The 24,677-nt window shown below is 45.1% G+C and carries 26 protein-coding genes and 1 riboswitch; of the genes, 4 read left to right on the top strand and 22 right to left on the bottom strand.

Features of this window, described 5'->3' with window-relative positions; genetic code table 11:
* Positions 1–43 precede the first annotated feature (43 nt).
* Positions 44–1,003, bottom strand: coding sequence for a family 43 glycosylhydrolase (locus NSS87_RS07815; RefSeq protein ID WP_339246059.1), 960 nt, complete (start codon positions 1,001–1,003; stop codon positions 44–46).
* A 12-nt stretch (positions 1,004–1,015) separates the two neighbouring features.
* A complete protein-coding gene (locus NSS87_RS07810) occupies positions 1,016–2,293 on the bottom strand; it encodes a glycoside hydrolase family 27 protein (protein WP_339248466.1) in 1,278 nt (425 codons plus the stop codon).
* Between the two features lie 314 nt (positions 2,294–2,607).
* Here NSS87_RS07810 and NSS87_RS07805 point away from each other — a divergent pair, with 314 nt between their 5' ends.
* On the top strand, positions 2,608–3,564 hold the full coding sequence (locus NSS87_RS07805; protein WP_339246058.1) for a winged helix-turn-helix transcriptional regulator: 957 nt from the start codon (positions 2,608–2,610) through the stop codon (positions 3,562–3,564).
* Between the two features lie 130 nt (positions 3,565–3,694).
* A complete protein-coding gene (locus NSS87_RS07800; protein WP_036675694.1) occupies positions 3,695–3,853 on the top strand; it encodes a hypothetical protein in 159 nt (52 codons plus the stop codon).
* 263 nt (positions 3,854–4,116) lie between these two features.
* Here the strand turns inward: NSS87_RS07800 and NSS87_RS07795 are convergent, their stop codons facing one another.
* The 15 genes from NSS87_RS07795 to spoVAC all read right to left on the bottom strand — a co-directional run bounded on the left by NSS87_RS07795 (position 4,117) and on the right by spoVAC (position 16,935).
* On the bottom strand, positions 4,117–4,887 hold the full coding sequence (locus tag NSS87_RS07795; protein WP_042185976.1) for a class I SAM-dependent methyltransferase: 771 nt from the start codon (positions 4,885–4,887) through the stop codon (positions 4,117–4,119).
* A 100-nt stretch (positions 4,888–4,987) separates the two neighbouring features.
* Positions 4,988–5,908, bottom strand: coding sequence for a S1-like domain-containing RNA-binding protein (locus NSS87_RS07790; protein WP_339246055.1), 921 nt, complete (start codon positions 5,906–5,908; stop codon positions 4,988–4,990).
* Positions 5,905–6,252 carry a ribosome silencing factor gene (rsfS, locus tag NSS87_RS07785; RefSeq protein ID WP_042185972.1) on the bottom strand — a complete coding sequence of 116 codons (348 nt, stop codon included), beginning with the start codon at positions 6,250–6,252 and terminating at the stop codon, positions 5,905–5,907. Before rsfS ends, NSS87_RS07790 begins: the two co-directional genes overlap by 4 nt.
* On the bottom strand, positions 6,249–6,827 hold the full coding sequence (gene yqeK, locus NSS87_RS07780) for a bis(5'-nucleosyl)-tetraphosphatase (symmetrical) YqeK (protein WP_042185970.1): 579 nt from the start codon (positions 6,825–6,827) through the stop codon (positions 6,249–6,251). Before yqeK ends, rsfS begins: the two co-directional genes overlap by 4 nt.
* Positions 6,799–7,401 (bottom strand): nicotinate-nucleotide adenylyltransferase, encoded by a 603-nt coding sequence (locus NSS87_RS07775; RefSeq protein WP_042185968.1) that lies wholly within the window; start codon positions 7,399–7,401, stop codon positions 6,799–6,801. Before NSS87_RS07775 ends, yqeK begins: the two co-directional genes overlap by 29 nt.
* Positions 7,402–7,435: 34 nt before the next feature.
* On the bottom strand, positions 7,436–7,729 hold the full coding sequence (gene yhbY / locus NSS87_RS07770; protein WP_042185967.1) for a ribosome assembly RNA-binding protein YhbY: 294 nt from the start codon (positions 7,727–7,729) through the stop codon (positions 7,436–7,438).
* Positions 7,730–7,786: 57 nt separating this feature from the next.
* Positions 7,787–8,662: a shikimate dehydrogenase gene (gene aroE / locus NSS87_RS07765; RefSeq protein WP_269321813.1), complete on the bottom strand. Its 876-nt coding sequence runs from the start codon at positions 8,660–8,662 to the stop codon at positions 7,787–7,789.
* Positions 8,663–8,677: 15 nt separating this feature from the next.
* On the bottom strand, positions 8,678–9,805 hold the full coding sequence (gene yqeH, locus NSS87_RS07760) for a ribosome biogenesis GTPase YqeH (protein ID WP_076284315.1): 1,128 nt from the start codon (positions 9,803–9,805) through the stop codon (positions 8,678–8,680).
* A 2-nt stretch (positions 9,806–9,807) separates the two neighbouring features.
* Positions 9,808–10,329, bottom strand: a complete 522-nt coding sequence (locus NSS87_RS07755; RefSeq protein ID WP_042193454.1) for a YqeG family HAD IIIA-type phosphatase — start codon at positions 10,327–10,329, stop codon at positions 9,808–9,810.
* Between the two features lie 88 nt (positions 10,330–10,417).
* Positions 10,418–12,655, bottom strand: a complete 2,238-nt coding sequence (locus NSS87_RS07750; RefSeq protein WP_339246048.1) for a transglutaminase domain-containing protein — start codon at positions 12,653–12,655, stop codon at positions 10,418–10,420.
* 1 nt (position 12,656) lies between these two features.
* Complete coding sequence (locus NSS87_RS07745; RefSeq protein ID WP_042185961.1) at positions 12,657–13,901, bottom strand: DUF58 domain-containing protein; 1,245 nt, start codon at positions 13,899–13,901, stop codon at positions 12,657–12,659.
* A 1-nt stretch (position 13,902) separates the two neighbouring features.
* Complete coding sequence (locus NSS87_RS07740) at positions 13,903–14,859, bottom strand: MoxR family ATPase (protein ID WP_076284318.1); 957 nt, start codon at positions 14,857–14,859, stop codon at positions 13,903–13,905.
* 191 nt (positions 14,860–15,050) lie between these two features.
* Complete coding sequence (gene spoVAE / locus NSS87_RS07735; protein WP_036675923.1) at positions 15,051–15,401, bottom strand: stage V sporulation protein AE; 351 nt, start codon at positions 15,399–15,401, stop codon at positions 15,051–15,053.
* 2 nt (positions 15,402–15,403) lie between these two features.
* Positions 15,404–16,435, bottom strand: coding sequence for a stage V sporulation protein AD (gene spoVAD, locus NSS87_RS07730; protein WP_339246045.1), 1,032 nt, complete (start codon positions 16,433–16,435; stop codon positions 15,404–15,406).
* Positions 16,432–16,935, bottom strand: a complete 504-nt coding sequence (gene spoVAC, locus NSS87_RS07725) for a stage V sporulation protein AC (protein ID WP_042185955.1) — start codon at positions 16,933–16,935, stop codon at positions 16,432–16,434. The genes spoVAD and spoVAC overlap by 4 nt, the downstream gene beginning before the upstream one ends.
* A gap of 548 nt (positions 16,936–17,483) precedes the next feature.
* Here spoVAC and NSS87_RS07720 point away from each other — a divergent pair.
* Positions 17,484–18,557 carry a M42 family metallopeptidase gene (locus NSS87_RS07720; RefSeq protein WP_042185952.1) on the top strand — a complete coding sequence of 358 codons (1,074 nt, stop codon included), beginning with the start codon at positions 17,484–17,486 and terminating at the stop codon, positions 18,555–18,557.
* A gap of 79 nt (positions 18,558–18,636) precedes the next feature.
* Here NSS87_RS07720 and NSS87_RS07715 read toward each other — a convergent pair whose 3' ends face one another.
* The 3 genes from NSS87_RS07715 to NSS87_RS07705 form a co-directional block, all read right to left on the bottom strand.
* Positions 18,637–19,536, bottom strand: coding sequence for an aldo/keto reductase (locus tag NSS87_RS07715; protein ID WP_339246042.1), 900 nt, complete (start codon positions 19,534–19,536; stop codon positions 18,637–18,639).
* 134 nt (positions 19,537–19,670) lie between these two features.
* Positions 19,671–19,985 carry a multidrug efflux SMR transporter gene (locus NSS87_RS07710; protein ID WP_042125359.1) on the bottom strand — a complete coding sequence of 105 codons (315 nt, stop codon included), beginning with the start codon at positions 19,983–19,985 and terminating at the stop codon, positions 19,671–19,673.
* Complete coding sequence (locus NSS87_RS07705) at positions 19,986–20,330, bottom strand: multidrug efflux SMR transporter (RefSeq protein ID WP_042125357.1); 345 nt, start codon at positions 20,328–20,330, stop codon at positions 19,986–19,988.
* An 86-nt stretch (positions 20,331–20,416) separates the two neighbouring features.
* Positions 20,417–20,525, bottom strand: a riboswitch (guanidine-I (ykkC/yxkD leader).
* Positions 20,526–20,722: 197 nt separating this feature from the next.
* Between NSS87_RS07705 and NSS87_RS07700 the strand changes: the two genes are divergently transcribed.
* Positions 20,723–21,055, top strand: a complete 333-nt coding sequence (locus NSS87_RS07700) for a hypothetical protein (protein ID WP_339246038.1) — start codon at positions 20,723–20,725, stop codon at positions 21,053–21,055.
* Between the two features lie 69 nt (positions 21,056–21,124).
* On the opposite strand, the gene NSS87_RS07695 is transcribed toward NSS87_RS07700, so the two are convergent.
* Positions 21,125–21,538, bottom strand: coding sequence for an HIT family protein (locus NSS87_RS07695; protein WP_042185945.1), 414 nt, complete (start codon positions 21,536–21,538; stop codon positions 21,125–21,127).
* A gap of 37 nt (positions 21,539–21,575) precedes the next feature.
* Positions 21,576–24,407: a glycoside hydrolase family 3 C-terminal domain-containing protein gene (locus NSS87_RS07690; protein WP_339248463.1), complete on the bottom strand. Its 2,832-nt coding sequence runs from the start codon at positions 24,405–24,407 to the stop codon at positions 21,576–21,578.
* Between the last annotated feature and the right edge of the window lie 270 nt (positions 24,408–24,677).

Here is a 24,677-nt window from a genome sequence, read left to right as displayed (position 1 = left end):
GTGGCTAATGGGTAACCCTCTTTTTTTGCAAAACGGATTGTTTTTATTGCGCATCCCTAACAGGAACTCCAAAATTCGGCGTGCCATCTTCATTCCAATGGAAGACCTGAGCGCGAGTATGACGGTTTGGATCATAAAGAGGATCGCCAGTAATTTCTTTATAATTGCGGCAGTGGTAGATGAGCACATCTTCCCCATTTTCATTGACTGTAAAGCTATTATGGCCTGGACCGAATTGTCCATTTTCTTCATTCGTTTGGAATACTGGATTTGGTAGTTTAGTCCATGAAGCTGCCTCCAGAAGTTCGCTGTCTTCATCCGCTACTAATAGTCCCATGCAATAATTGAAGTCTGTAGCACTCGCCGAGAAGCTGATAAAGATACGACCATTTCGTTTCAGTACTGCTGCGCCTTCGTTTACTTTGTACCCAATAATTTCCCAGTCATGCTCTGGAGTAGCAATCATAGTCTGAGGACCTGTGAGTGTCCACGGATTGCTCATTTCAGAAATATACAGATTAGAATTACCCTCAATATTCAGGTCCTTCTGAGCCCATACGTAGTACAGTTTTCCTTTATGCTGAAACGTTGTCGCATCCAAAGCGAACGATTCCCAAGCGGTCTTCACTTGACCTTTTTCTACCCATGTTCCTTCTAAGGGATCAGCAGATGCATTCTCGAGCGCAAACATACGGTGATCGAACAAACCATCCGTCGTCTCCGTAGTCCGTGCTGCGGCAAAGTAAATGTACCATTTTCCGTCTATGTAATGAATTTCCGGCGCCCAAATGTTAGCACTAAGCGGCCCCGTCTCATACTTGCGCCATGCTACAACTGGTTCTGCAGTAGTTAATCCTTCGATGGTTGTCGATCTTCTTACTTCGATCCGGTCGTATTCTGGAACAGAAGCTGTGAAATAATAATATCCATCCGTATGTTTATATACCCATGGATCAGCACGTTGCTCCACCAATGGGTTGTTGTACTCTCTACTCGTATCCATAATCTCTCTCCTCTATAAAAGCTTTAACAATGCAGAACCATGCGGTGGAAGAACCTGCGTAACCCCTTCATTAGTAACTTCCAGGTAATGGCTTTGCCACAGATTACGTATCGTTTTTGGAACTGAAACATTTAGCTTTTGGAACGATACCTGGAGTGTCGACTCTTTGTCACTGAGATTAAACAACGCTACATAGTGGTTACCTTGTTCATCCTCAGAAGTCCAGATCGCATACTCTTCGTTCCGCTCTACTTGTCTACCACCCTTACCAAAATGATGTAGGTGAAGCACTTCCCTATTGGTTAACAAAGATAATGTCCACTCATCATTGTCTCTAAGCTCTCCCCCGAACATTAAAGGCGAACGGAAAATAGTCCAGAGCGTCATCATGGTAACCTGTTCGTCTGGAGTAAACCTTGTAAATCGGTCTCCCCCGCCATCAACGGAACGAATCCCAAGATGACCTAGCGGCAGCATATCGCAGTCTGGCCAATGTCCAGGCTGAACGTAAGGAGCCCATTTTTCGCAGCGCTCGAACATTCCACGCAGCAAATGCCAATGATCCCAATAATCGTCGGTCATTCTCCACAGGTTAGCATGTTCAGCTAAGTGTTCAGCCTCTTCTACCGGAGCAGGTCCAGGTGAAAGACTAAGCACCATTTCACGACCACAGCGGTCGATAGCCTTACGGATCATGGCAACTTCGTCTTTGTGGTATCCATAAATACGTGAAGCGGCAATATCATCCACCTTCACATAATCTACGCCCCAACTGGCATACAGCTGGAAGAGAGACTCATAGTAAGCCTGACTGCCTTCTTTAGAAGCATCTACTCCATACATATCTGTATTCCACGGACATATAGAATTGGGATGTGCGATATCACGTGCAGTTTGCTCAGACCCTAGAATGGAACTTGCCGCATGAACGGCCTGTCGAGGGATTCCACGCATAATATGGATGCCGAATTTCAACCCTAATCCATGCACATATTCAGCGAGTGGGGCAAAACCTTTGCCTCCCTTTGCGGAAGGAAAACGATTTTCTGCCGGTTGAAGTCTGGAATACTCGTCCATGACCAGCGGTACAAAGTTACGATATTGCGAAGAGTTCGCTCCAGGCTCATACCACTGAATATCTACAACAACATATTCCCAGCCAAATCCCTTCAAATGAGCAGCCATATATTCAGCGTTGCCTCTTACCTCTTCTTCATTAACACTAGCTCCGTAACAGTCCCAGCTATTCCAACCCATCGGGGGCGTTGCAGCTAACATAATGATTTTCACGTCCTTTTCTAAGACTTTCAGTTTAAAAATAGCATAGACAAAAAGACTTGTAAACACATTTATTTAAACCTTTTAATACTTTTATAAAATAAATAGTGAAAGTAACATGATTCCGGTGTAAAACCATCTTATTTCGTGAATTAGTTTCATTAATTTTTAAATTAAATTAGATTAAATGCAAAAACAGGAAAAAATCCCCCTTATTTTTATCATTCTACAAAATAAGGAAGGATACTTTATTTATATGCTATATTAGTTTATAATTTCATAAAACAGTATTCATTTATGACCATTTGGAAGAAGGTATTGATAAAATGATCTATATTAAAGATTTAATGAGTGGTCTTGAAATATTCAAGGCGCTTAGTTCTGAAATCAGAATCCTCATACTCGAACTTTTAGCTACCAATCAAGCACTGAATCTGAATGAAATTGCCAAGAAGCTGAACCTCAGCAATGGCGCAATCACGATGCATATTAAAAAGTTAGAAGAAAGCGGTCTCATCGAGATAAACACATCCGTGGGTAAACACGGTATTCAGAAGGTCTGCTATTTAAATAAGGATAAGCTTATTGTTGATCTTCGCAGCAAGGATGTTGATAATCTCTACGAAGTAGAAATCCAAGTAGGACATTATAGCAACTATCAGGCTGTTCCGACCTGCGGACTTGCTACCAAAGACAGCATTATCGGCGACTTCGACGAACCCCGTTATTTCGCTGATCCTCAGCGGATTGAATCCGAGATCATTTGGATGGCTGAAGGCTTTCTCGAGTATAGAATTCCGAACTATCTTAAAGCTAATCAAACGTTCCGCGAAATCCAATTCTCGATGGAGATTGGCTCTGAGGCCCCTGGATCTAACGATAACTATCCCTCCGATCTTTATTTCTACTTAAATGGAATTGAAATCGGCTACTGGACTAGTCCTGGAGATTTCGGAGACACGCGTGGAACGTTTAATCCAGACTGGTGGCCTCCACATTTAAACCAATATGGTATGCTCAAACTGATCCGTATCAATAATGAAGGTAGCTTTATTGACGGTTGCCGAATTTCTGACGTGACCCTGGATGATATTAAGCTTGATTACAAGAGCGAGCTTACTTTCCGGATAGCCGTAACGGACAAGCCTGTAAACAAACGCGGGCTCACCATTTACGGCAAACATTTCGGCAACTATAGCCAGGACTTACTGGCGCGTGTACTATATGATGTTCATGAAGTTGAAATTGGCGCTTCTCGTACTGCCGTTACCTTATCAGAGTAAAACATTCCCTAAACAAAAAGACCTTAGAACCAGCAATAACTGGTCTAAGGTCTTCTTTTTCTTTGTATATTTTTTTGAGTTTGACTCATAATAACCTTGTCTCCCAAACCACCGAGAAGGAGTGTTTCGAATGCGTGAAGGTCTAATTCCCGCTGTTCTTGGAACCGTCGTAACCGCTTCTAGCGCCGCTTTTCTTGGAAGCAAGTATAAGATGGCAGCAACAGGCGTACTTGGATTTGGTCTGGCTCATGTCGTATTGGGTGCCATTGATCTGTTTGAGCATCGGTAAGGATTGGAAGATGCCGGGTGGCATAAACACTGCCCGGTTTTTTTGATATACATATTTTGCGCAATTAGAGCTACTTCTTCATACATGAATCATGAATCATGAATCCAACATTCCATGAAGCATACGGACTCAGATGACGTTATCTGCTTATTTTTAGCCCCTCGTTTTCAATAGCAGGAACCACACCGAACTCAAAAAAGAAGGGCTGTCCCATCAGCTATTTTCATAGCTTTTGGGACAGCCCCTCTTAGTATGTTGAATATTTATTTTATAGCAATATAAAATAAACGTTCCGCATCATCATCCGCCTCTATCCACTCGAAATCGGCGTAGGTCTTCACATCACTAAATCCAGCCTTAAGCAGTTCATCCTTCATCCACTGGGGATCGTAGGCACGCTGAATATGCGTCTCTTCGAAACGGCGATATACATCACTCCGTCCCTCTTCGCGAGCGAAAATGGACAGATGATGTTCTATTTCGCGGCGTGGAACATCCATCTCACAAGTCCAAATGTAAGACACCGATGGTTCGTCCAGAATAAAGGGCTGCTCTTCTTCATAACGGATCAGTGTGTTTGGATGATGTACATCGAACAGAAAGGTGCCGCCTTGCTTTAGTCCTGCAAAGGTACTAGCAAAGACAGCTCTGATATCGTCTTCTTCCAGCACATAATTCAGACAATCACAGAAAGAAATCACAGAATCCACAAGCTCTGGAAGCTCCCATTCCTTCATGTTTTGTCTAATCCAACGAACACTACCTTCGCGCAAGAAACGCCGTCCCTGGGGATGCTCTTCCATTTTGCGCTGTGCCACTGAGAGCATATCTGAAGATAGATCGATTCCGGTCATATGATACCCTGAACCCGCCAAAGGAATAGTGATACTCCCGGTGCCGCAGCCAAGCTCAGCCACGGTTACAGGCTTACCGTATTTGCTCCATGCGGTTTCAGCAAAGGAGATCCAATCAGGATACGGCATATCTGCCATGAGCTCATCGTATACATAAGCAAATTTCCCATAGGAAGACACTAGTACACCGCTTTCTATTACAACATTTAATATGATTCTATTATTGACCCATCGAGCATAAACGCTCTAGGCGTCCCCACAAGATCTCTTATGTTTTAAATTATTCGGTTGTTTCTTCATTTCCCTCGGTTGAACCTTCCTCTTCCTTAGGAGCAAGATACGTCCAATTCTCTTTTTGGGTAATATGGCCTTCCTTCATCAGCTTTCCAAGCGCACGCTTAAAGGCTGATTTACTAATTCCGAAACGCTGCTTGATAATATCCGGTGGTGTAGCATCCGAATAAGGCATCGCTCCACCCGGACGGGCATGCAAGAATTCCAAAATCGTGGCAGAGTCTACATCCATGCCTACTTCTTTACGGAGACCCATAGAAAGGTTAACTCGACCATCCTCGCGAATATGGGAGACACGTGCTTCGAACTGCTCTCCAAGACGTAGTAGACGACTCCGTTCAGAGGAATGGACCATACCGATAATACCAAAGCCTAAAACCCCAGCATCTACAAGAACAAAAGTCCCCATCTGCAGCGGTTTGTACACCCGGGCTGTCACACTCTGTCCCATCCAGGATTCAGGCGCAGGAAGAGCTAGCGGAGCTAGTTCCTGTTCTCCAGCTAATTTAGCACGAAGACGCCCCTGTTTATCATGCTCCATAATCGCATACACATAGTCGCCGATCTGAGGGCGCAGCTCTGGAAGCTCTGGAAGCTCACGAATGGGCAGCAGCAGCTGCCGTCCGAGACCCATTTCCAAGAAGCAACCTAGACGTGGATGGATATCAGCCACTTCCAATAAGGCCATTTCGCCCAATGTCAGAAACGGTTTCTTCATCGTTGCCGCTAGACGGTCCTCGGTATCGAAGAAGATAAAGACTTCTACTTTATCGCCTGTCTTAACCTTCTCGGTAAGCTCAGTATAATGCAGCATAACATCCTGATCTCCTGCATTCAGGAAAAATCCGTATGGGGATACCTCTCTTACTACATTAAGTGTAACTGTAGTTCCTGCAATCAGGCTCATACAGTCTCCACTACCTTCGCATCCGACCACAGACGCTCAATATTGTAGTATTCACGTTCATCGCGGTGGAAAATATGAACAATAACATCTCCAAGATCCATCAGCACCCAGCGTGCTGAATCCATTCCTTCGATCCCCTTAATTACTCCGCCTGCTTCATGGACCACTTTGCGGACTTCGGTGGCGATGGACTGAACTTGGGTATCCGAATTACCGTGACATACAACAAAGTAATCACTAATCGGTGAAACAGTACGCAGATCTAATGCCACTACGTTCATTGCTTTTTTATCTTCCACAGCCTTAAGGGCCAGTTCTAACAGCTTGCTTGGTTGTACACTCATATTTTATCCTCCAATATTCTAACTAAATCATTACGCGCCAGTACCGTTAACGGAAAGATCACTCGGCGTTTTTCCAGTAGCAAACTAATCGTAGAATCAAATCCAGCGACTAGTCCTTCTTCCAAACTTACTTTAGCCAGCTTACGTATCTTATCAACGCCTGGAAAATCTCGGCCAGGCTCGATATAGTCGGCGAGACAGACAATCTTCTCAAGTAAACTCATGTCTTCACGACCTGAGGTGTGAAAACGGATCGCATTAAGAATATCCGGATCTGTGATTCCATAATCTTGCTCTGCTACAAAGGCACCTACTTCCGAATGCCACAGCTGCTTGTCATGCTTCAGAAGATTCAAGTTCAGATGATTCTGCTCGATAATCTCCTTCATTCTCTCCACAGGCCAATACTTGGCCACATCATGCAGAATTGCCGCTGTCTCCGCACGCTCAGGATCAGCGCCATATTGCTCCGCTAGTTGAATGGATGACTCCATGACGCCCAGTGTATGCTTCCAGCGCTTAGCAGGCATTTGTGTCGAGACCGCCTCAATCAGAGCTTCGCGGCTGTATGCCATACAATCCACTCCTTTGAACATAATCGAACACTGCCTCAGGTACCATATAACGAATGGATTTTCCAGTTGCAGCCCGTTCTCTTAACATCGTTGACGAAATATCAACCAGAGGCATATCTGCTAGTAGTACCTTTTCTGCTATATAAGTTGGCAATGCGTCTAGATCAAGAGGTGTTCCCGGACGACCTACGCCGATAAATGTAAGCCGCTGCACAAGCTCTTCAATCTCGTTCCATTTCGGTAAATACTGGACCATATCCGCTCCAATGATGAAATAAAGATCGAAATGCGGATACGCCTCTTGCAGCCGTCTTATGGTCTCATACGTATAGGAAACGCCACCTCTGACAACTTCCCAATCTAATGTGCGAAAAGCTTCATGATTGTGTATCGCTTCCTGCACCATTGCCAGCCGATCTGCTCCAGATACCCCTGCCTCATGTTTATGAGGCGGAATATGTGAAGGCATAAACCATACTTCTTGAAGTCCATAAGTTTCTCTAGCTGCTTCCGCTGCCATCATATGACCAATATGAAGAGGATCAAAGGTACCTCCCATAATTCCAACTTTCAAGAGGACGACCTCCTCGGTAGTATGCTTTCAGGTATTAGCGTGGCAGCTCAATAGTTTTGTTATCACGCGATTCCTTATAAAGGACAATGGTCTTTCCGATCACTTGTACAAGCTCAGAACCCGATTGTTCGGCCAATGCAGCACCGATTTCCTTGGGATTCTCAATATTGTTGCTCAATATACTAATCTTCATAAGCTCACGCTTCTCAATAGCTTCTTCAATGTGACGTACGAGGTGATCGTTTACTCCACCTTTGCCCACTTGAAAAATAGGATCGAGGTGATGCGCCAATGAACGAAGATACCGTGTTTGTTTACCAGTTAACATAAATGAATAACTCCTTAATTAACATATATTATTACCCTAAATTGATGAATCCATTTCTTACTCTTTTCCACCCAGACAATGGAGTATGGTCTGTCGCATGATTTCCGTAGGAGCAGGCTGCCCTGTCCAATATTCCAGTGCATAGGCTCCCTGATAGACAAACATCCCGAGGCCTCCATGAATCGTACAGCCTCGTTCAAGTCCTTCTAACAATAGACGCGTGCGCAGTGGATTATAAATCAGATCACTTACGACCATCCCTGCACGAAGCAGTTCAGGATCTATAGGTGTCTCATCCATATGAGGATACATTCCTACGGAGGTTGTATTGATCAGTACATCAACGCCATCTAGCATTTCCGCTACTTCGTTCATGCTAATCCCGACCACATTCCCTTTGCTCTGGCACTCTGCAGCCAAGTCCTGTGCCTTATCAACACTGCGATTAGCGATAAGGATAGAAGAAGGCTTCTCCTGAAGCAGTGCGGCAACAATTCCTCTTGCTGCTCCACCGGCTCCAATCACCATAATCTTCGTACCTGACAAATCAGAAATAGCTTCCGCTTTAAGCGAACGTACATAACCGATTCCATCCGTATTATATCCGGTGAGTATCCCGTTATTATTAACAATCGTATTGACTGCACCAACGGCTACCGCACTTTCATCTAATAGATCCACATAAGCCATCACCGCAACCTTATGCGGAATCGTCACATTTACGCCACGGAATCCAAGCGTGCGAATCGCTTGCACCGCATCCTCCAGATTCTCTGGAAGGATATGAAGCGGCACGTAAGCACCCGGAATTCCCAGTGCTTGCAGTGCTGCTTCATGCATAATAGGAGATTTGGATTGTATAATAGGATCTCCCATTACGCCCAGTAAAATATTCCCGGTATTGTAGCCCTCGGTTGCAGTTATCAAAGACACTGTAATAGCCTCCCGTTAGATCATCGAAGGGCGGGTAAGCACCTTCACACCACGCGGAACGTGGATAGCCACGACTGCGCCTTCTGTCCCGTTGACCTTAATCCAGCCCAAACCTGAAATATATAGATCGCTCCGACTGCCTTTATTAATTCGGAACTCATGCCGTTGCCATGGTGGCAGCTTGTCCATCCGGTCACTTCCTGGAGGAGACAACATTTCACCACGATGGTCCGCATAAAGGGAATCTGCACGTTCCAGTTTGGTGCGATGGATTTTTAAAGTACCACTAATAAAGCAAGTGAACGATTGATGCGGACCTTGCACGAAATCAAAACGTCCCAGTCCACCGAAGAATAACGTCTGTCCTTCATTCAACTGGTAGACAGCAGGCTTCAACGGATTGGCCGGCATAACTGCATCCAGATCCTGACGCTCAACTAGTTCACTATAACGCCATGGATACACGATCCCTGGCGTATCTATAATATAGTGGCCATCATCTAGTGGGATTTTGACCGTATCCAGTGTTGTACCAGGGTAACGCGAGGTGGTTAACTCCTGCTCCAAATCACTATAGTCCGAAATCAAACGGTTGATAAGCGTGGATTTCCCTACATTCGTAGCACCCACTACATAAACATCACGTTGACCACGCAGTTCTGTTACAGCTTCCAGTAAACGGTCAAAGCCTTGATTACGTTTCGCACTACAAAGTACGATTTCAGCTGTCCGCAATCCTTCTTCTTTACAGCGTTGTTGCATCCAGTTACGCAGTTTATTCCAGTTCGTAACCTTAGGCAGCAGATCACATTTATTCACTGCAAGAATAACTGGGTTATTACCGACAAACCGCTGAAGGCCGGAAATCAAACTGCCTTCAAAATCGAAAATGTCAACAATATGAATAACAAGTGCATTCTTCTCCCCTACTCCACTCAGCAAGCGAAGAAATTCATCCTGGTTCACAGAAACAGATGAAGCCTCGTTATAATTCTTAATCCGGAAACAGCGTTGGCAAATCACAGGGTCCCGATCTAGTGCGACTTCCGGAAGGTATCCTGGTTGATCCTTATGCTCCGTCTGAAGCTTGATACCACAACCGCTACACTTCTCAGTACGCTGTGTTTCACTTTGTTCGTTCATTACTATTTTTCCTCCTCGTGCCACAATCCTTTTTTACGAAGCCGTGTCAGAGCAACTCGCTCTACCCGACGATTAAATCTTGTGCCGAACCCTTCATCCTTAACGGAGATTGGCAGCACCAATACGGTATACAGGCCAAGCCGATTGCCGCCGTATACATCTGTAAGCATTTGGTCTCCCACCACAATCGTCTGCTCCGGTGGCAACTCCATCTGCTTCATCGCTTTGAGAAAAGGAGCATTACTCGGTTTACGAGCCTGATGCACAAATTCAATATTAAGCGGTGTAGCAAAGCGTGACACCCGTTCCATGTTGTTATTGGATACGATGATGAGCTTAAAGCCCACTTCCTTCACCTTCTCAAACCATAACAACAGCTCCGGAGTAGCCACAGGCGCTTTGGCACCGACCAGTGTGTTATCCAGATCCGTAATGATTCCACGGTATCCCTGTCGATACAGCTCTTCTAGAGAAATATCGAATACCGTATTCACCCGGAGTTTGGGAACTAACATTTCAAACAATACGTTCACCTCGATTTCATACAAAAAACTATAACATACTCCATGCGCTACGCAAATAAATCTATAGCAATGATTTACTGCATAAAGGCTATTTCTTGGATCTTATCGTTCTCCGCAGCCGCAAAGCTTCAGTATACACGCTCTGCCAGTCTTTGTCTTCAATAACATCAGGGCTATACTTCGCTTGTTCAAACATCGTTAGCAGTGAAGAAAGATGATTGGCCACAGCAGGTCGTTCCTGACTCCAGCGGACTACGGCTTCACGCAATGTTTCATGCTCTTCCTTCATCATTCCCTTACGATGCAAATACCTTACCCAACGCTCAGTTTCAGCCACAACTTTCTGATCAGGCGTTAAAGGTCGGCCCATTCGCATCTGTTGAACGAAGAAGCGAAGCTTAAAGCGAATATGCCAAACTTTAAAAATAGTCCAGGATAATAATACAACCACTGCCGCCAAAATTACCCATAAACCCACATGGAAGCCTTGATCTGCTTGTGCATTAGTCACAGGTGCAGGTGTTGGTTCTGCCATTTCATCTTGATCTTCCGGGTCTGTCTCCGGTATTTGCTCATTCTTAGTCAGGAGAGGAACATTAAACCCCGGTGTAGCTTCAACAGGAATCCAACCATACTCACCAAAATAGACTTCAGCCCAGGAATGGGCATCTGCATTGGTAATCGTGTAATTATTATTTGCCGCACCCACCTGCTGCGCCAGATTCATAGGCATTTCTGGCTGTTCTCCAGGTGCATAACCCTTAACCCATCTTGCAGGGATGTTTAGGGAACGTGCCATAGTGACTAGTGCCGTAGAATAATAATCACAGTAACCTTCCTTCAGCTCGAACAAAAATCCATCTACAAAATCCTCACTTGAAACACGTGTTATATCCGGCTTGTTGGTATATGGAAAGGTTTGTTGTAAGTATTGTTGCAAAAGTGCTGTTTTTTCATACGGTGTTCTTCCTTGGGCTGTAATTTCCTCGGCCAGATCTTTAACCCGTTGAGGGAAGTCATCAGGCAGCTGAAGGAAGCTTTCCTCCAGATCATTACCTTTGTATAGCTCCTCATAGGTCTTTGCTGTCAATTCCTGAACAGGAATGACGGGAACTTCAGAAGTCAGCTCGAAGGTCGAGGGATAGTCTAGTTTCTTCTTATCCATATCCCATAGAAGCTCACTATCACGATCTCTCCAGAAAAGACCCTTCCCGGCTGCCTCACCATTCAATGAATCCACCGAAGTTACAGAATAAGCACCGAATAACACCGGAAATTCATTATTGTTAAGCACTTTAACCGTCTGTTTCAATGTGCGGGTAGTGACCTTAGAAGCCACACTTTGCTCCAAGGATTTCCCCGTCTCCACCTCTTCTATTGGTCCTCGCTTCAATCGATCCTTATCCGACCATCCACTTCCAGAATAGACTCTGCGGGTTTCTCCTCGCATATAAACACGTAAATCTGAAACTACTGTCATCACCGGGGTATAATCGAAGTTAAAGCCCCCGCCCAGGTTGTCATCATTCAGACTATAGCCAGACGAAGTATTATTAACCGAGGAACCTGAGCCCGTATTGGAATTTGTTGTTCCAGTTGTGCTCTTACCAGAAGACTTTCCAATTCCATTCCACTCTTGCCACGCCGTATAAGGATCCGTCAAAGTAGGCCTTACATCCGGCATATTCACACCGATTAAAATAACCAGAGAGAAGACGATTGCGATATTCATGACTATTTTCGAGGGATATTCCAGCAAATGTACCCATCCACGCGGATAATGTAGCTGAAAACTTCTCAGGTGCTGGCTGACAAGCCAGCCCATACCCGCAAATACTGTCCAAGCCACTTCCTGCCACAATACAATAGATGTAAAGGAATCAAGCGCAGCCAGCGCTACAATGTTCATTCCTATAAACCATAAGATACGCTTCTTAGAGGATACCCACCAAGACGATAGCAGCAGCAAAGCAGAGGCACCAAGAGCAAACCAGATATACGGCACCATATACACACTAATATCCTGGAGCTTATCAAGAAGGCTTGTGGCCCATGGATCAGGAACATAAATTCCATAATTAGTAATGTTGCGATAAACGATATAGATAATAGCTACTGCTTCTATAATCAGTCTGAATTGGACTTTAACAGGGATAAAAATCTCAATGACAGTGATCGTTAATAGGGCAGCCCATACAGAAGCAGTGGTTTGATTTAGCCAGATGGGTTCCGTATAAGAAATCCACTGCTGTGCAATAATCAATAGCCATAATAGGCCGACGGAACGGTGCCAGGAGAATTTTATCTGATTCCACCAGGTTCTCATATCAACCTTCCCCTCCTAACACTGAGGGAAGCTCTTGAAGCGAGCTAATACCATAACCGGTTATTCCACGAGATCTAAGGACGTCTATCCAATCGTTACCTCTATTTACCTCTGCCAAATTTCGCACATGAATGTGAGAAGCAGTCATTCCTCTGCTGTCAGCCCAACGTAGTGCATCAAGTACAGGCTGTCCACGCTGTGGACTAATTAACACGAAGTAAGAGCCTTTAGGAAACATACGGTATCCTTTTTCCAATCGGGAGATAAGCGGACCGCGTCCCTCAGCGTTTAGATCGATTAAATATTGAATCATCTTCTGACGCTCAGCAGCACCTTCAACTGGTGCGAACACCTTCGTCGTCTTATCCAAACAACACAGTCCAATTCCAATTCTCTCCCGAATGCCGAAGCCGAGTAGTGATGCCGTCACCGAAACTGCTAGTTCGAACTGATTCGTATTCATATAAGCTGATGTGCTTCCATCAAGGACTAGAATGGTTTTGGGAATCGACTCATGCTCAAACTCTTTGGATTTCCAAGAGCCTGTCTTAGCAGTAGCGTTCCAGTGAATTCGCGTCAAGCGATCACCATATACATAGTCACGGACGCCATTAATCTGTGTGGTTTCACGCCGAGATTGAACAACGGATGTCTGCGGTCCAGATAGCCGAGATTTTCTCTCATATAACTGCCAGCGCGGAACGTAGATCGCACGAGGCAAAACCTGAAATTGTCCTTCCGATAAAAATGTTCCCTTATGCTCGACAAGCCCAAATATATCTTGGCTGATAATATCCGTATTAGCGAATGTGTATGTTCCACGCTCTAAGGCTGGTGTCTGAAACTTCAGTTCCCCAATGCCTCTGAGGCTTGGAATCACACTTTCTTCAAATACCCACGATTCTCCATTATGCCGCTTAAGAACTTCCCTTACAACAACGTAAGGCAAGGGTAAAATCCCGGGGATTGTAACCTTTAGTTTTACACGAAGATGCCCTCCGGCAGAGAGCAAATCTCCCTTGTCTTGTTCAGAATAAAGACTGCGAGTGCCCTTAGCTCGCCGAACGCCTCCTAAACCTCCAGCAATCAAATATGCAATAAGTACAGAGACCATGATAAACAACATAAATGCTGTTTTCCCGCCCTGAAAAAGTACATATAAGAGTGTAATACTCCAAATTACAAGGATGCTTGCAAGCTTAGAGGGCTGAATGATGGCTGCAACCGACGACAAATAACGTCTCATATCATTGCCTCATCGTAACAGGCACATGAATACTCTGCAGAAGCTTTTGAAGCAAAGATTCTACGCTAATATTATCTAGGCGCGACTCTGGACGCAGCAATATTCGATGACCCAAGGCAAATGGAGTAAGGATCTTCACGTCATCAGGCAGAACGTAATCTCGTCCTTGCAAAAAGGCATAAGCTTTACAAGCCATCATAAAGGATAGTGAGGCACGTGGACTTGCACCCAGCATTACAAGTGGATGTTCTCTTGTCTGCCGCACAATATCTAACAAGTAATTCAGCACAGGATCACTCATGAAGATGTCGCGAATTTCTTCCTGAATCCCTGCAATTTGTTCCATGCTTGTTACTGGCGAAAGCCTGTCCACCGGTTGGCCTTCCTGATGGCTCAGCAATAAATTTTTCTCCGTCGCTGCATCAGGATATCCAAGGCTAATTCTCAGCATGAATCGATCTAATTGGGCTTCAGGCAGTGTATAGGTTCCCTCAAAGTCTATCGGATTCTGGGTAGCGCATAACATGAAAGGATGAGGAAGTGGATACGTCTCTCCATCTACGGTAACGTTTCGTTCCTCCATCACTTCCAGAAGTGCGGATTGTGTCTTCGTAGTAGCACGGTTAATTTCATCGGCTAGCAAAATATTCGTCATCACCGGACCAGGCCGGAAATGAAACATCTCATCCCTAGGATGATAAACAGATACACCTGTAATATCACTCGGAAGTATATCTGGATTACACTGAATTCGGCGATATTCACCGGACATTGATCTTGAAAGTGCGCGTATTAGCTGGGTTTTTCCTGTTCCCGGTACATCCTCGATCAATACATGACCACCAGCAAGCAGAGCGGTTAACAATAATTGTATTTCAAATGATTTTCCAAGTATGCAGGATTCCAAATTAGTGCGTACAGCATTCATAGTGTGCATCGATTCTTGACGTACGGGCATATATGATCCTCCTAGTCAGAATAAACAGTATTATTTATATTTTACATGATTAGGGGACCCAAAGTACATTGTTGAAGATCACGAAGTGAGGATACAAAAAAAACCATAAGATGAAACATCCTACAATTTTAAAATAACAAAAAAAGGATGCCGTCTTTTTCTGACGACAACCTTTTCATGTAGCATCAACTTTACCCCTTCGGCCGTACAACTAAAGCTGCCAAAAAGGAGAACACAATAGCTGACGAGATACCCGCACTTGTAATATCAAAGATACCCGTAACTACACCGATCCAGCCATCCCGCTCCAGCTCCGTTAATGCCCCATGAACCAATGAGTTCCCAAAGCTTGTGATCGGAATGGTTGCCCCAGCACCCGCAAATTTCACAAGTGGGTCGTAGATACCAAAAGCATCAGCAATCGCTCCGGCTACAACTAAGGTACTCATCGTATGTGCAGGTGTCAGCTTCAATACATCGAACATCAGCTGTCCTATAACGCAAATGGCTCCTCCAATCAGAAAAGCCCATAAGTAAATCATCATTATGCTTGACCTCCGCTCTCTATGGCTACGGCATGAGCAACACATGGAATACTCTCTCCCTGCTGATAAGACAAAGGTGATAAAAGTGCGCCCGTTGCCACTATAAGAACCCGTTTAAGTTCACCTTTTTTTAACCGCTTAAGGATATGACCATAGGTTACAACCGCTGAGCACCCGCAGCCGCTTCCTCCAGCGATCACATATTTCTGTTTCTCCAAGTCGTAGATAAGCAAACCACAATCGTCAAAGGTTGTTTGCTCCATAGGAATTCCCTCTTTAGCCAATAGGGTCTTGGCTATAGGTAACCCTACGGATGCCAGGTCGCCGGTAACAATTAAATCATAGTGCCCGGGCGATAGACCTGTATCCCGAAAATGCGCAGTGATTGTATCCGCGGCCGCGGGTGCCATAGCCGTCCCCATATTAAAAGGATCTGTCAAACCAAGATCCATAATACGTCCAAGCGTGGCAGACACCACGACTGGATAGTTACCCGAACCGTCATTCTGACCCACTACAGCACAACCCGAACCTGTAACTGTATATTGCGCCGTTGGGGGTTTCTGCGAACCATATTCCGTTGGATAACGAAACTGCTTCTCCACCGTACAGTTATGACTTGATGTTCCCGCTAGCGCATACTTACCGCCTCCAGAATCAACGATCATTGAGGCAATCGCAAGGCTCTCCATAGAAGTAGAGCAAGCACCAAAGACTCCGAGATAAGGCACACCTAATTTTCTTGCCGCGAAAGAGCTGCTGATAATCTGGTTCATCAAATCTCCGCCGACAAAAAACTCCAGCTTTTGTTTATCGATATTCGCATTAATCAGAGCCAGATGGGAAGCCTTCTCGAACAGAGCGCGCTCGGCCTTCTCCCATGTCTTCTCATCCATTTCCAGCGTATCAAAAATAAAATCAAAATCAGAAGCTAAAGGACCTTCTCCCTCCTCCGGTCCAACTACTGCGGAAGAGCCTAAAATAATGGGGCAGTTCGTGAACTCCCATGTCTGACTACCAAGCTGTTTCATGTATGGTGTGCACCTCCTGTGCCCAAAAAGATATAGACGATACCAATTATGAAAGCAGCGACGGCACCAAATACGATGACCGAACCCGCAAGCTTAAACATATTGCCGCCTACACCAAGTACAAGACCCTCAGCGCGGTGCTCCAGAGCTGCAGAGCACATACTGTTTGCGAACCCGGTCACTGGAACTGCGGTTCCTGCACCAGCCCATTGCGCCATTTTGTCGTACACGCCAAAGCTGGTCAGAATTACAGAGAGTAGGATCATCACCGCGACTGTGGGACTGGCAGCTTCTTTGGAGGTCATATCGAAGATTGCCATAAAAGCCTCCTGAATCCCTTGTCCAATAACGCAGATTATGCCGCCAGCAATAAACGCTCGTATGCAGTTTTTGAATACGGGCCTAGCAGGAACAAAAGGCTTGGACAATTTCTCATAATCTTGTGGAGTCAGGGTGTCAAGCTTCAGCTTGACACCCGATTTCTTAGTTTTCGCCGGCATTGAGGCACCTCCTGAAAGTTAGGCGAAGGGGGCTGACAAGCATCATAGTACTCACTTTTAAGCCCCTTAAGTTATTCTTCGCTTAGAAGTTTTCCTTATTGTTTGCCATCCTCCGCTTCGTTATGTCCCTCCAGTTCAGGAAAAATACAGTAACACAACAATCAGCAATAAAAAGAGCACAAAAATAAGTACTGCTTCTCTTTCCCTTGGATTGTGGCGCCAGTATCGTCTGCGCGTTCCGTTTCCTTGTAGGCTCCTACTTGATAATCCTCCCTGCACCCTTCTTGGGGGTACGCTACCCGCTACCCTCATTCATCTTCGCATCCTTTCTAAGGCTCCTGCCACCAAAGCCTCTAATGCATAGTATTCGTGGAGCTCGTGCCCGGTGTTCATTGTCTCTTGTCATGGACAAGTGAGCTCAGAATGTTCATACTAAGTTGCAGGAAGAAATAACGATGTGGTCCATTATGGATAACATCCGTTTCTCGTAGAAATATAAGAATGATGTATAAATGAGTTCTTATATTTTAATAAAGGAGTGAATTCATATGAATCAAGAAACATTGGACATGTTCAAAACACTTACCGAATTTCCCTCAGCCCCAGGATTTGAGCGCGAACTCCGCGCTTACGTCAAGGATGCTATGACTCCTTATACTGAAGAGTTCGTACAGGATCGTCTCGGTAGTTTGTTCGGCGTACTGCGCGGCGAAGAGAACGGGCCAAAGATTATGGTCGCTGGGCATTTTGACGAAGTAGGTTTCATGGTAACTGGAATTACTAACACCGGTATGATTCGTTTTCAACCACTTGGCGGCTGGCTTGCCTCTGCTGTTGCATCCCAGCGCCTACATATCATTACACCTAAAGGAACACTGACCGGAGTTGTTGGCAGTACGCCTATCCATTTGCTAAGCAATGAAGAACGTGGTAAGACTGGCGAAATCAGCAAAATGTATATTGATATCGGTGCAGACAGCCGTGAAGAAGCAGAAAGCTTTGGCGTTAGACCAGGCCAACAAGTTCTGCCGATTTGTCCTTTTACTCCCCTTGCTAATCCCAAAAAAATCTTGGCGAAAGCTTGGGACAACCGTTACGGCGTAGGTCTCGCCATTGAACTAGTTAAAGCATTGCACGGTAAAAAGCTGCCGAATACCGTTTTCGCTGGTGCCACTGTACAAGAGGAAGTAGGTCTTCGGGGTGCGCGTACTGCGGCTAATCTCCTGTCACCTGACATCTTCTTCGGTCTGGACGCGAGCGCTGCTGCCGATATGACTGGTGACAGTCAGGCATTTGGCCATCTGGGCAAAGGAGCTCTCTTGCGTATTTTTGATCCTACGATGGTTACACATCGCGGTCTGATTGAATATGTACAAGATACAGCGGATACCCACCGGATCAAATATCAGTATTTTGTATCCCAAGGCGGAACAGATGCAGGTCAGGTTCATGTTAGTGGAATTGGCGTTCCTTCCGCAGTAATCGGAATATGCTCCCGCTACATACACACCGCTTCATCAGTGATTCACAGTGATGACTACGATGCTGCTAAAGAGCTTCTGATCAAACTGGTAGAAGGCCTTGACCGGACTACACTACAGACAATTATTGAGAACAGCTAATCGCACAAGGAATGACAGAAGAAGCCCTCAAACACTTTTACAGTGATTGAGGGCTTCTCTTTATGTGAATAGAACGGATTTAAATCATATCTAGCGGTACTTTCCAAGAAGGTATTGGGAAAGCTTCGTCCAGCTTCCAAATTTCATCGTCACTTAGCGTAATCAAGCCTGCAGCAGCATTCTCAATGACGTGCTTACGAGAAGAAGCTTTTGGGATAGAAATAACATCCTCTTCACGCATCGTCCAAGCTAACATAATCTGAAGCGGTGTTGCCTGATGTGCACTGGCGATTTCCTGAACGACTTCACTCTCGATTACTCCTTTTCGGAGTGAACCAGCTTGAGCAAGCGGTGAGTAAGCCATTACCGGGATCTTGTGACTTCTCTGCCATGGCAGCAGTTCAGTTTCAATTCCTCTGGACCCTAAATGATATAGAATCTGATTGGTTGCACAATGAGTTCCTCCAGCAATACCAAGCAGTTCTTTCATATCGTCGACATCGAAATTGGATACACCCCATCTTGCTATTTTTCCTTGTGAGACTAGTTTCTCCATACCGACAACAGTCTCTTCTAGTGGAATATCTCCCCGCCAATGCAGCAAATAAAGATCCAGATGATCCGTATTCAAGCGTTTCAAGCTTTCTTCACAGCTGCGGATAAGTTGCTCATTCCCGGCATTATGTGGATAGACTTTTGACACCAGGTAAACTTGATCCCGAATGCCTTGGATGGCCTCACCTACTAAAAGCTCCGAGCGTCCGTCCCCATACATCTCAGCCGTATCTATTAAATCCATGCCTAGCTCCACGCCTAATCGCAGGGCAGCAATCTCTTCCTCCCTACGGGCATTGTCGTCACCCATATTCCAAGTTCCCTGCCCAATTCTGGGAAGTGACGTTCCATCTGGAAGCAGCATGCGGTTAGATTGGTTCATTCTTGCGATTTCAGCCAAATGTTCGATTGAATCCTTAGTCATATTAAAAATCCCCTTATTGAAGTATTGTATACTTACTTTATACGACCTATAAGAACCTTTCTAAACATCTGAATCGTGTCCAATTTATAACTAATCTCTCTTTTGAAGAGAAAAAGTAAAGAATGAATACCTAACTAAGCTATCAGCTTTAGTCCCACAGCGGCCCCCAGAATCATAATAATACAGACGATCCGGCGCCAGTCTTTGGCCTCTCCATACAATATCATCCCCAGAATCGCTCCGCCGGATGCGCCGATCCCCGTCCATACCGCATAAGCTGTTCCCATCGGCAGACTCTTCATAGCTAAAGACAGAAACAGAAAGCTTGCTCCAAAACCAAGAAAGAGCAGCGCGAACGACAGGAAATTCCGGTGTTTATTCAACCTATTAATCATAGCTACTCCAAACATTTCAAATAAACCAGCAACGACCAGAAATACCCATGCCATTTAAGACTCCCCCTTTACTTCGGCTTCTTTGGTCACCATTTTCAATCCTATAACGCCTGCCAGCAAAATAACCACTAGAACCAGCTTCATCAACTTGAACGGTTCTCCGAATAAAACCATGTCCGCAACTACTGTCCCTGCAGTTCCTAGACCAACAAACACGGAATATACCGTGCCGACCGGCAATTTGGTACTCGCTGAAATCATCACATAGAAGCTTATTATTATAGCTACCACAGTTATCAGCCACTCCCACATCGTGGAAGCATGTTTTAAGCCGATGACCCACATGACCTCGAAAACAGCTGCACCAACTACCTTTAACCACTCTGAATTGTTCTTCATTCCAAGCCCTCCTTCAATTCACTAACTTTATAATTGCCCACGAAACAAACAAATAAGCCCGGAAGGTCATCGTCATTTATAACGATACCTCCCGGGCTTTTATCCCTCCGTGTAGACACGAACGATGCTGTTCGTGCGTTTTCCCTCGGACCAGACCAGCTGTGCACCAGCTGCGGAACCCTAGAAAACAATAACTATTAAGTTACATCGTATGGTAGCAAATCGGGGTGATAAAATCAACCTTTTCTAAATAAAAAAAGAACAAACTCATAGCAATTATGAAGAGAGGTTAAAGATAAGCGGTGATTTTATTTCCTTAAATCCATTTATTCAATATTATGGTACAATTTAAGTGAATACAGCTTATAATGAACAACTAGGAGGGCGATCTAATGGTCTTTGGGATACTGTTTATTGGAGTCGTTGTATTTATAATCATACAGTCCATAGTTAGTAATGGTTCAAACTCGAACAGTAACAGATTTGAGAGAAATAGACGAGATGACGCCGCCAGCATGTCTTTTATGGCAGCTAGCCATCCAGATCTGCTGGATCCAAATAACCCGAATCATTCTAATCACCAATATCACCATCAACATCACGGGAGCGACTCCCATCACCATTCTGGACATGACAGCGGTCATAGCTGGGGCGGGGATAGCGGGCACAGCAGCGGGGGAGATTTCGGTGGCGGAGATGCTGGTGGCGGTGGCGGATGTGATTAGAGCGTTACTCTATAACAAAAGGAAAAGGGCATCCCTGATATTTCTTCAGGAATGCCCTTTTTATGATTGTTACTTTTTTAAAACACCAATAATCTTTGCTTGCGTGTGACTTAAAAAATTCTCAGCACCGTGCGGGTGTAGTGGTTCACTCCAAACAAATCCGTCTCCTTCGTATCTAGGGATAAGGTGCATATGGTAATGGGTCAGGTCGTTAAACTTCCCGCCATTTTGGCATATGCTTATGCCATCCGGTTTGAATAGATCCTTCAAGACGATTGACAGCTTCTTTGATGCGTCCATTATCGCATAGGAAGTCTCTGAATCGATTTCTTCGAGATCCCAATAATGCTTTTTAGGAAGGATCAGTAGATGTCCTTCGTTAAACGGAGCGATATCTAGCACACAAGTAATAAATTCATTCTCATATACTACTTTTACGTTAGGCTCAATTCCGTTAGCAATCCGACACCCCAAACACTCCATATAGCACACTCCATCCCATAATCAAAGGTCATCTCTATTATTGATTAAATTGAAACCGGCTGAGAAGCACCTCACCGTTAAAAACTACATAAACATCGCTAGTACCCGTCTCCACGGATACTTCGCCTTTCAATGTGCTCCACTGTTGCAGAACTCCACCAGAAGGAACAGTCACGGTTCCAACCAGTTTCCCAGCTGCGCTTCCGGTTCTGATCTCAATGCTGCCACCTTTTGCAGAGGAGACCAGAGCTTCAATTACTACTGCTCCATGATCGAACAATACGTCATTAAAAGCGATCCAAGCGCCCTCTTTTACCGGATGTACCGAAGCCCCGCCTGCTTTGCATTCGTCCAGATATACGCCTTCGTAGTCATCATAGTTCTCTGCTTTGGTGTTGTTATATAAATTACGGGAAGGAATGATGTCCCCTTTCACCGTTACTACTGAAGATAATTTAATATCAGCAGAAGAACAGCCGATCAAAATTGCGTATTCTCCATTTTCGACGCAATATTGTTCGCGTGTAACATCCCAGAATGCTAACTCTGTAACTGGTAATGCAAACTCTATAGTATTCGATTGACCTGCGGCGGTGCTCACTTTTTCAAAACCCTTCAGCTGCTTAATCGGACGTTTGACCCGGGAATTCAAAGTTTGCACATATAACTGAACAACCTCGTCCCCATCAGCTGCTCCAGTATTATCCACTTGAACGGAAATGTTAAGCGTATCGTCTTGCTGCAGTTCCTTTGTGCTCAAATTTAGATTCTTGTAATTCACTTCAGCATAACTTAGGCCGTGACCAAAAGGATACAATGGCTTACCGTCAAAGTACATATAGGTTCTTTTACCTTTGATAATATCATAATCCATCAGCTCAGGCAGCTGCTCCACAGAACGGAACCAAGTCATATTCAGCTTACCAGAAGGACTGTAATCTCCGAACAACACTTCTGCAACCGCATTACCAAGCTCTTGTCCACTGTGGGATGTATACAATACTGCCGGGATATTCTCGTCAATCCAAGTGGAAGAAATCGGATAACTGCCGACAATAACTACCACTGTATTTGGATTCGCTTCATAGACTGCTTTGACCAGGCGCTCCTGCTCCTCCGGAAGTACAATATCAGGTCTGTCGATTTCTTCTTTTCCGTTAAGGAGTGGATGATTACCGACAAAAACCACTGCTACTTCAGCTGCTTTGGCAGCTTCTACCGCAGCGTCCAGTCCGTTTGTAACGATGTTCTTTTTGAAAAGACGAGCGTCCGCACTTGCGACCTGATCAGCAACCTGCAGCGTGCCATCCTCAGCATTCACAGAGATCAATTTGTCATTCCAAGTCCGCAAAGAGACTTTACCCTCAGCTTCCGGGACGATGTTCAAGGATTCTTTTACAAACCAGCCGTAGATTTCATCAGCAGATGCTGTAAGTGTCTCCGCTTCGCTTAAAGTTACATACTGTCCACGACTTGTCGCCTTCAGAGTATTGCTAGTCCAGCCCCAAGCGGTATGTTGGAACAATTCTCCGTGCTCTGCTATGTCATGTTGTACAGCCAGCCTTCCGTCCTCACCCGTGATTCCGATGGCTTGGCCGTTTGCAGCTGAGGTAAGAATGATTTGATCTGCGCCGCTCTCAAAAGTAACTTGTTTACCAGGCAGTTTCTTACTAACACCTTGCAGTGGAGTCACTCCATAAGGTAATGTGCCGGAATACCAGTCTCTGAAAGCTTCATCGCCAAGTGGACCAATAATCGCCACTTTGTTTAATTCAGTCTTGCTCAGTGGCAATGTTGCCTGATCATTCTTCAGCAGCACAATGGATTGTTTGGCAGCTTCCAAGGAAAGTGCGGCATGTTTTTTGCTAAGAATTACGGAATCGTCGATTGCTGTGTATGGATTACCTTCAGCGGGGTCAAACTCTCCCAGACGGAAACGAACTCTAAATGTGTTAGTTAGTGCACGATCCAGATCTTCCTCTGATAGTAGGCCTTGGTCTAGTGCTTCATGAAGAACCTTGATCGTCTCTTCAGTTTCTTCTGTTACGCTGTCAATTCCGTTTTTGATAGATTCCGCCATCGACTGTGCAAAAGATTCATAATACTTATGATCCTTCACAATCCCGAATAAATCACCAGCATCACTGACGATAAAACCGTCCATGTCCCATTCGCCTTTGACAACATCCATGACTGCCGGATGAAGAATAACAGGCACGCCATTCACCGAGTTATAGGCGGTCATCATAGACTGTGCGCCACCTTCTTGAAAAGCAGGCTTGAATGCTTCCAGATAATACTCACGCATATTTCTCGGATCGATGCTGGCGGAACAATTTCCGCGTTCGATCTCGTTGTTGTTCCCTAGGAAGTGTTTAAGCGTTGCGACCGCTTTCAAATACACCGGGTGATCGCCTTGGATTCCTTGCACAAGTGATGTGCTGAGTTGTCCAGTTAACTCTGGATCTTCACCGTAGGCTTCTTCCGTTCTACCCCATCGTGGGTCACGCTCCATATCCACCGTTGGTGCCCATAACGTCAGGCCATTCACCGTTGGATTCTTTTTGTAAAATGCTCTTGCTTCATCTCCAATAGCCGAGCCGATTTCCTTCATTAGCTCTGGGTTCCAAGTACAAGCCAGTCCGCTTGGCTGAGGAAAAGAGGTCGCTTTTCCAAGCCAGGAAATTCCGTGCGCCGCTTCTGTACCATGCTTATAGGCTCCAACGCCTAAACGCTCTATAGCCGCTTGATACTGAGGGATCAGACTTACTTTTTCATCAAGCGTTAATCTGGAGATCAAATCCTGCACTCGGTCATTTAAGGGTAAATCAATCTGTTGAAATGGATATTTAGATGTCACTGTTTCCATCATAATCGCTCCTTCGATTCAAGTTGATAGCGGTTTCATATGTTCTCGAGGTAGTTGTCTGTGTCTAACACAAATCTGGTCTATCAACTTAATCATAGAAGATTAGCTTGATAAGTAACACCTAAACAATCTAAGTGAAAATCAGGTCAAAATTAGAGATTTATCGTATGCTTCGCTCGCCCGTCTCCCTTGGTGAAGTGAGATGCGATGATAACGGGACGTTCTCGGCCCTCTTTCGCTCAAATCCAGCCTTTTGGGTCGCATCTGGGG

The sequence above is a fragment of the Paenibacillus sp. FSL F4-0243 genome, assembly GCF_037963295.1.
Taxonomy (GTDB): domain Bacteria; phylum Bacillota; class Bacilli; order Paenibacillales; family Paenibacillaceae; genus Paenibacillus_AQ.
The sequence above is the reverse complement of the archived record's forward strand: the minus strand, read 5'-3'. Positions and strand labels throughout refer to the sequence as shown.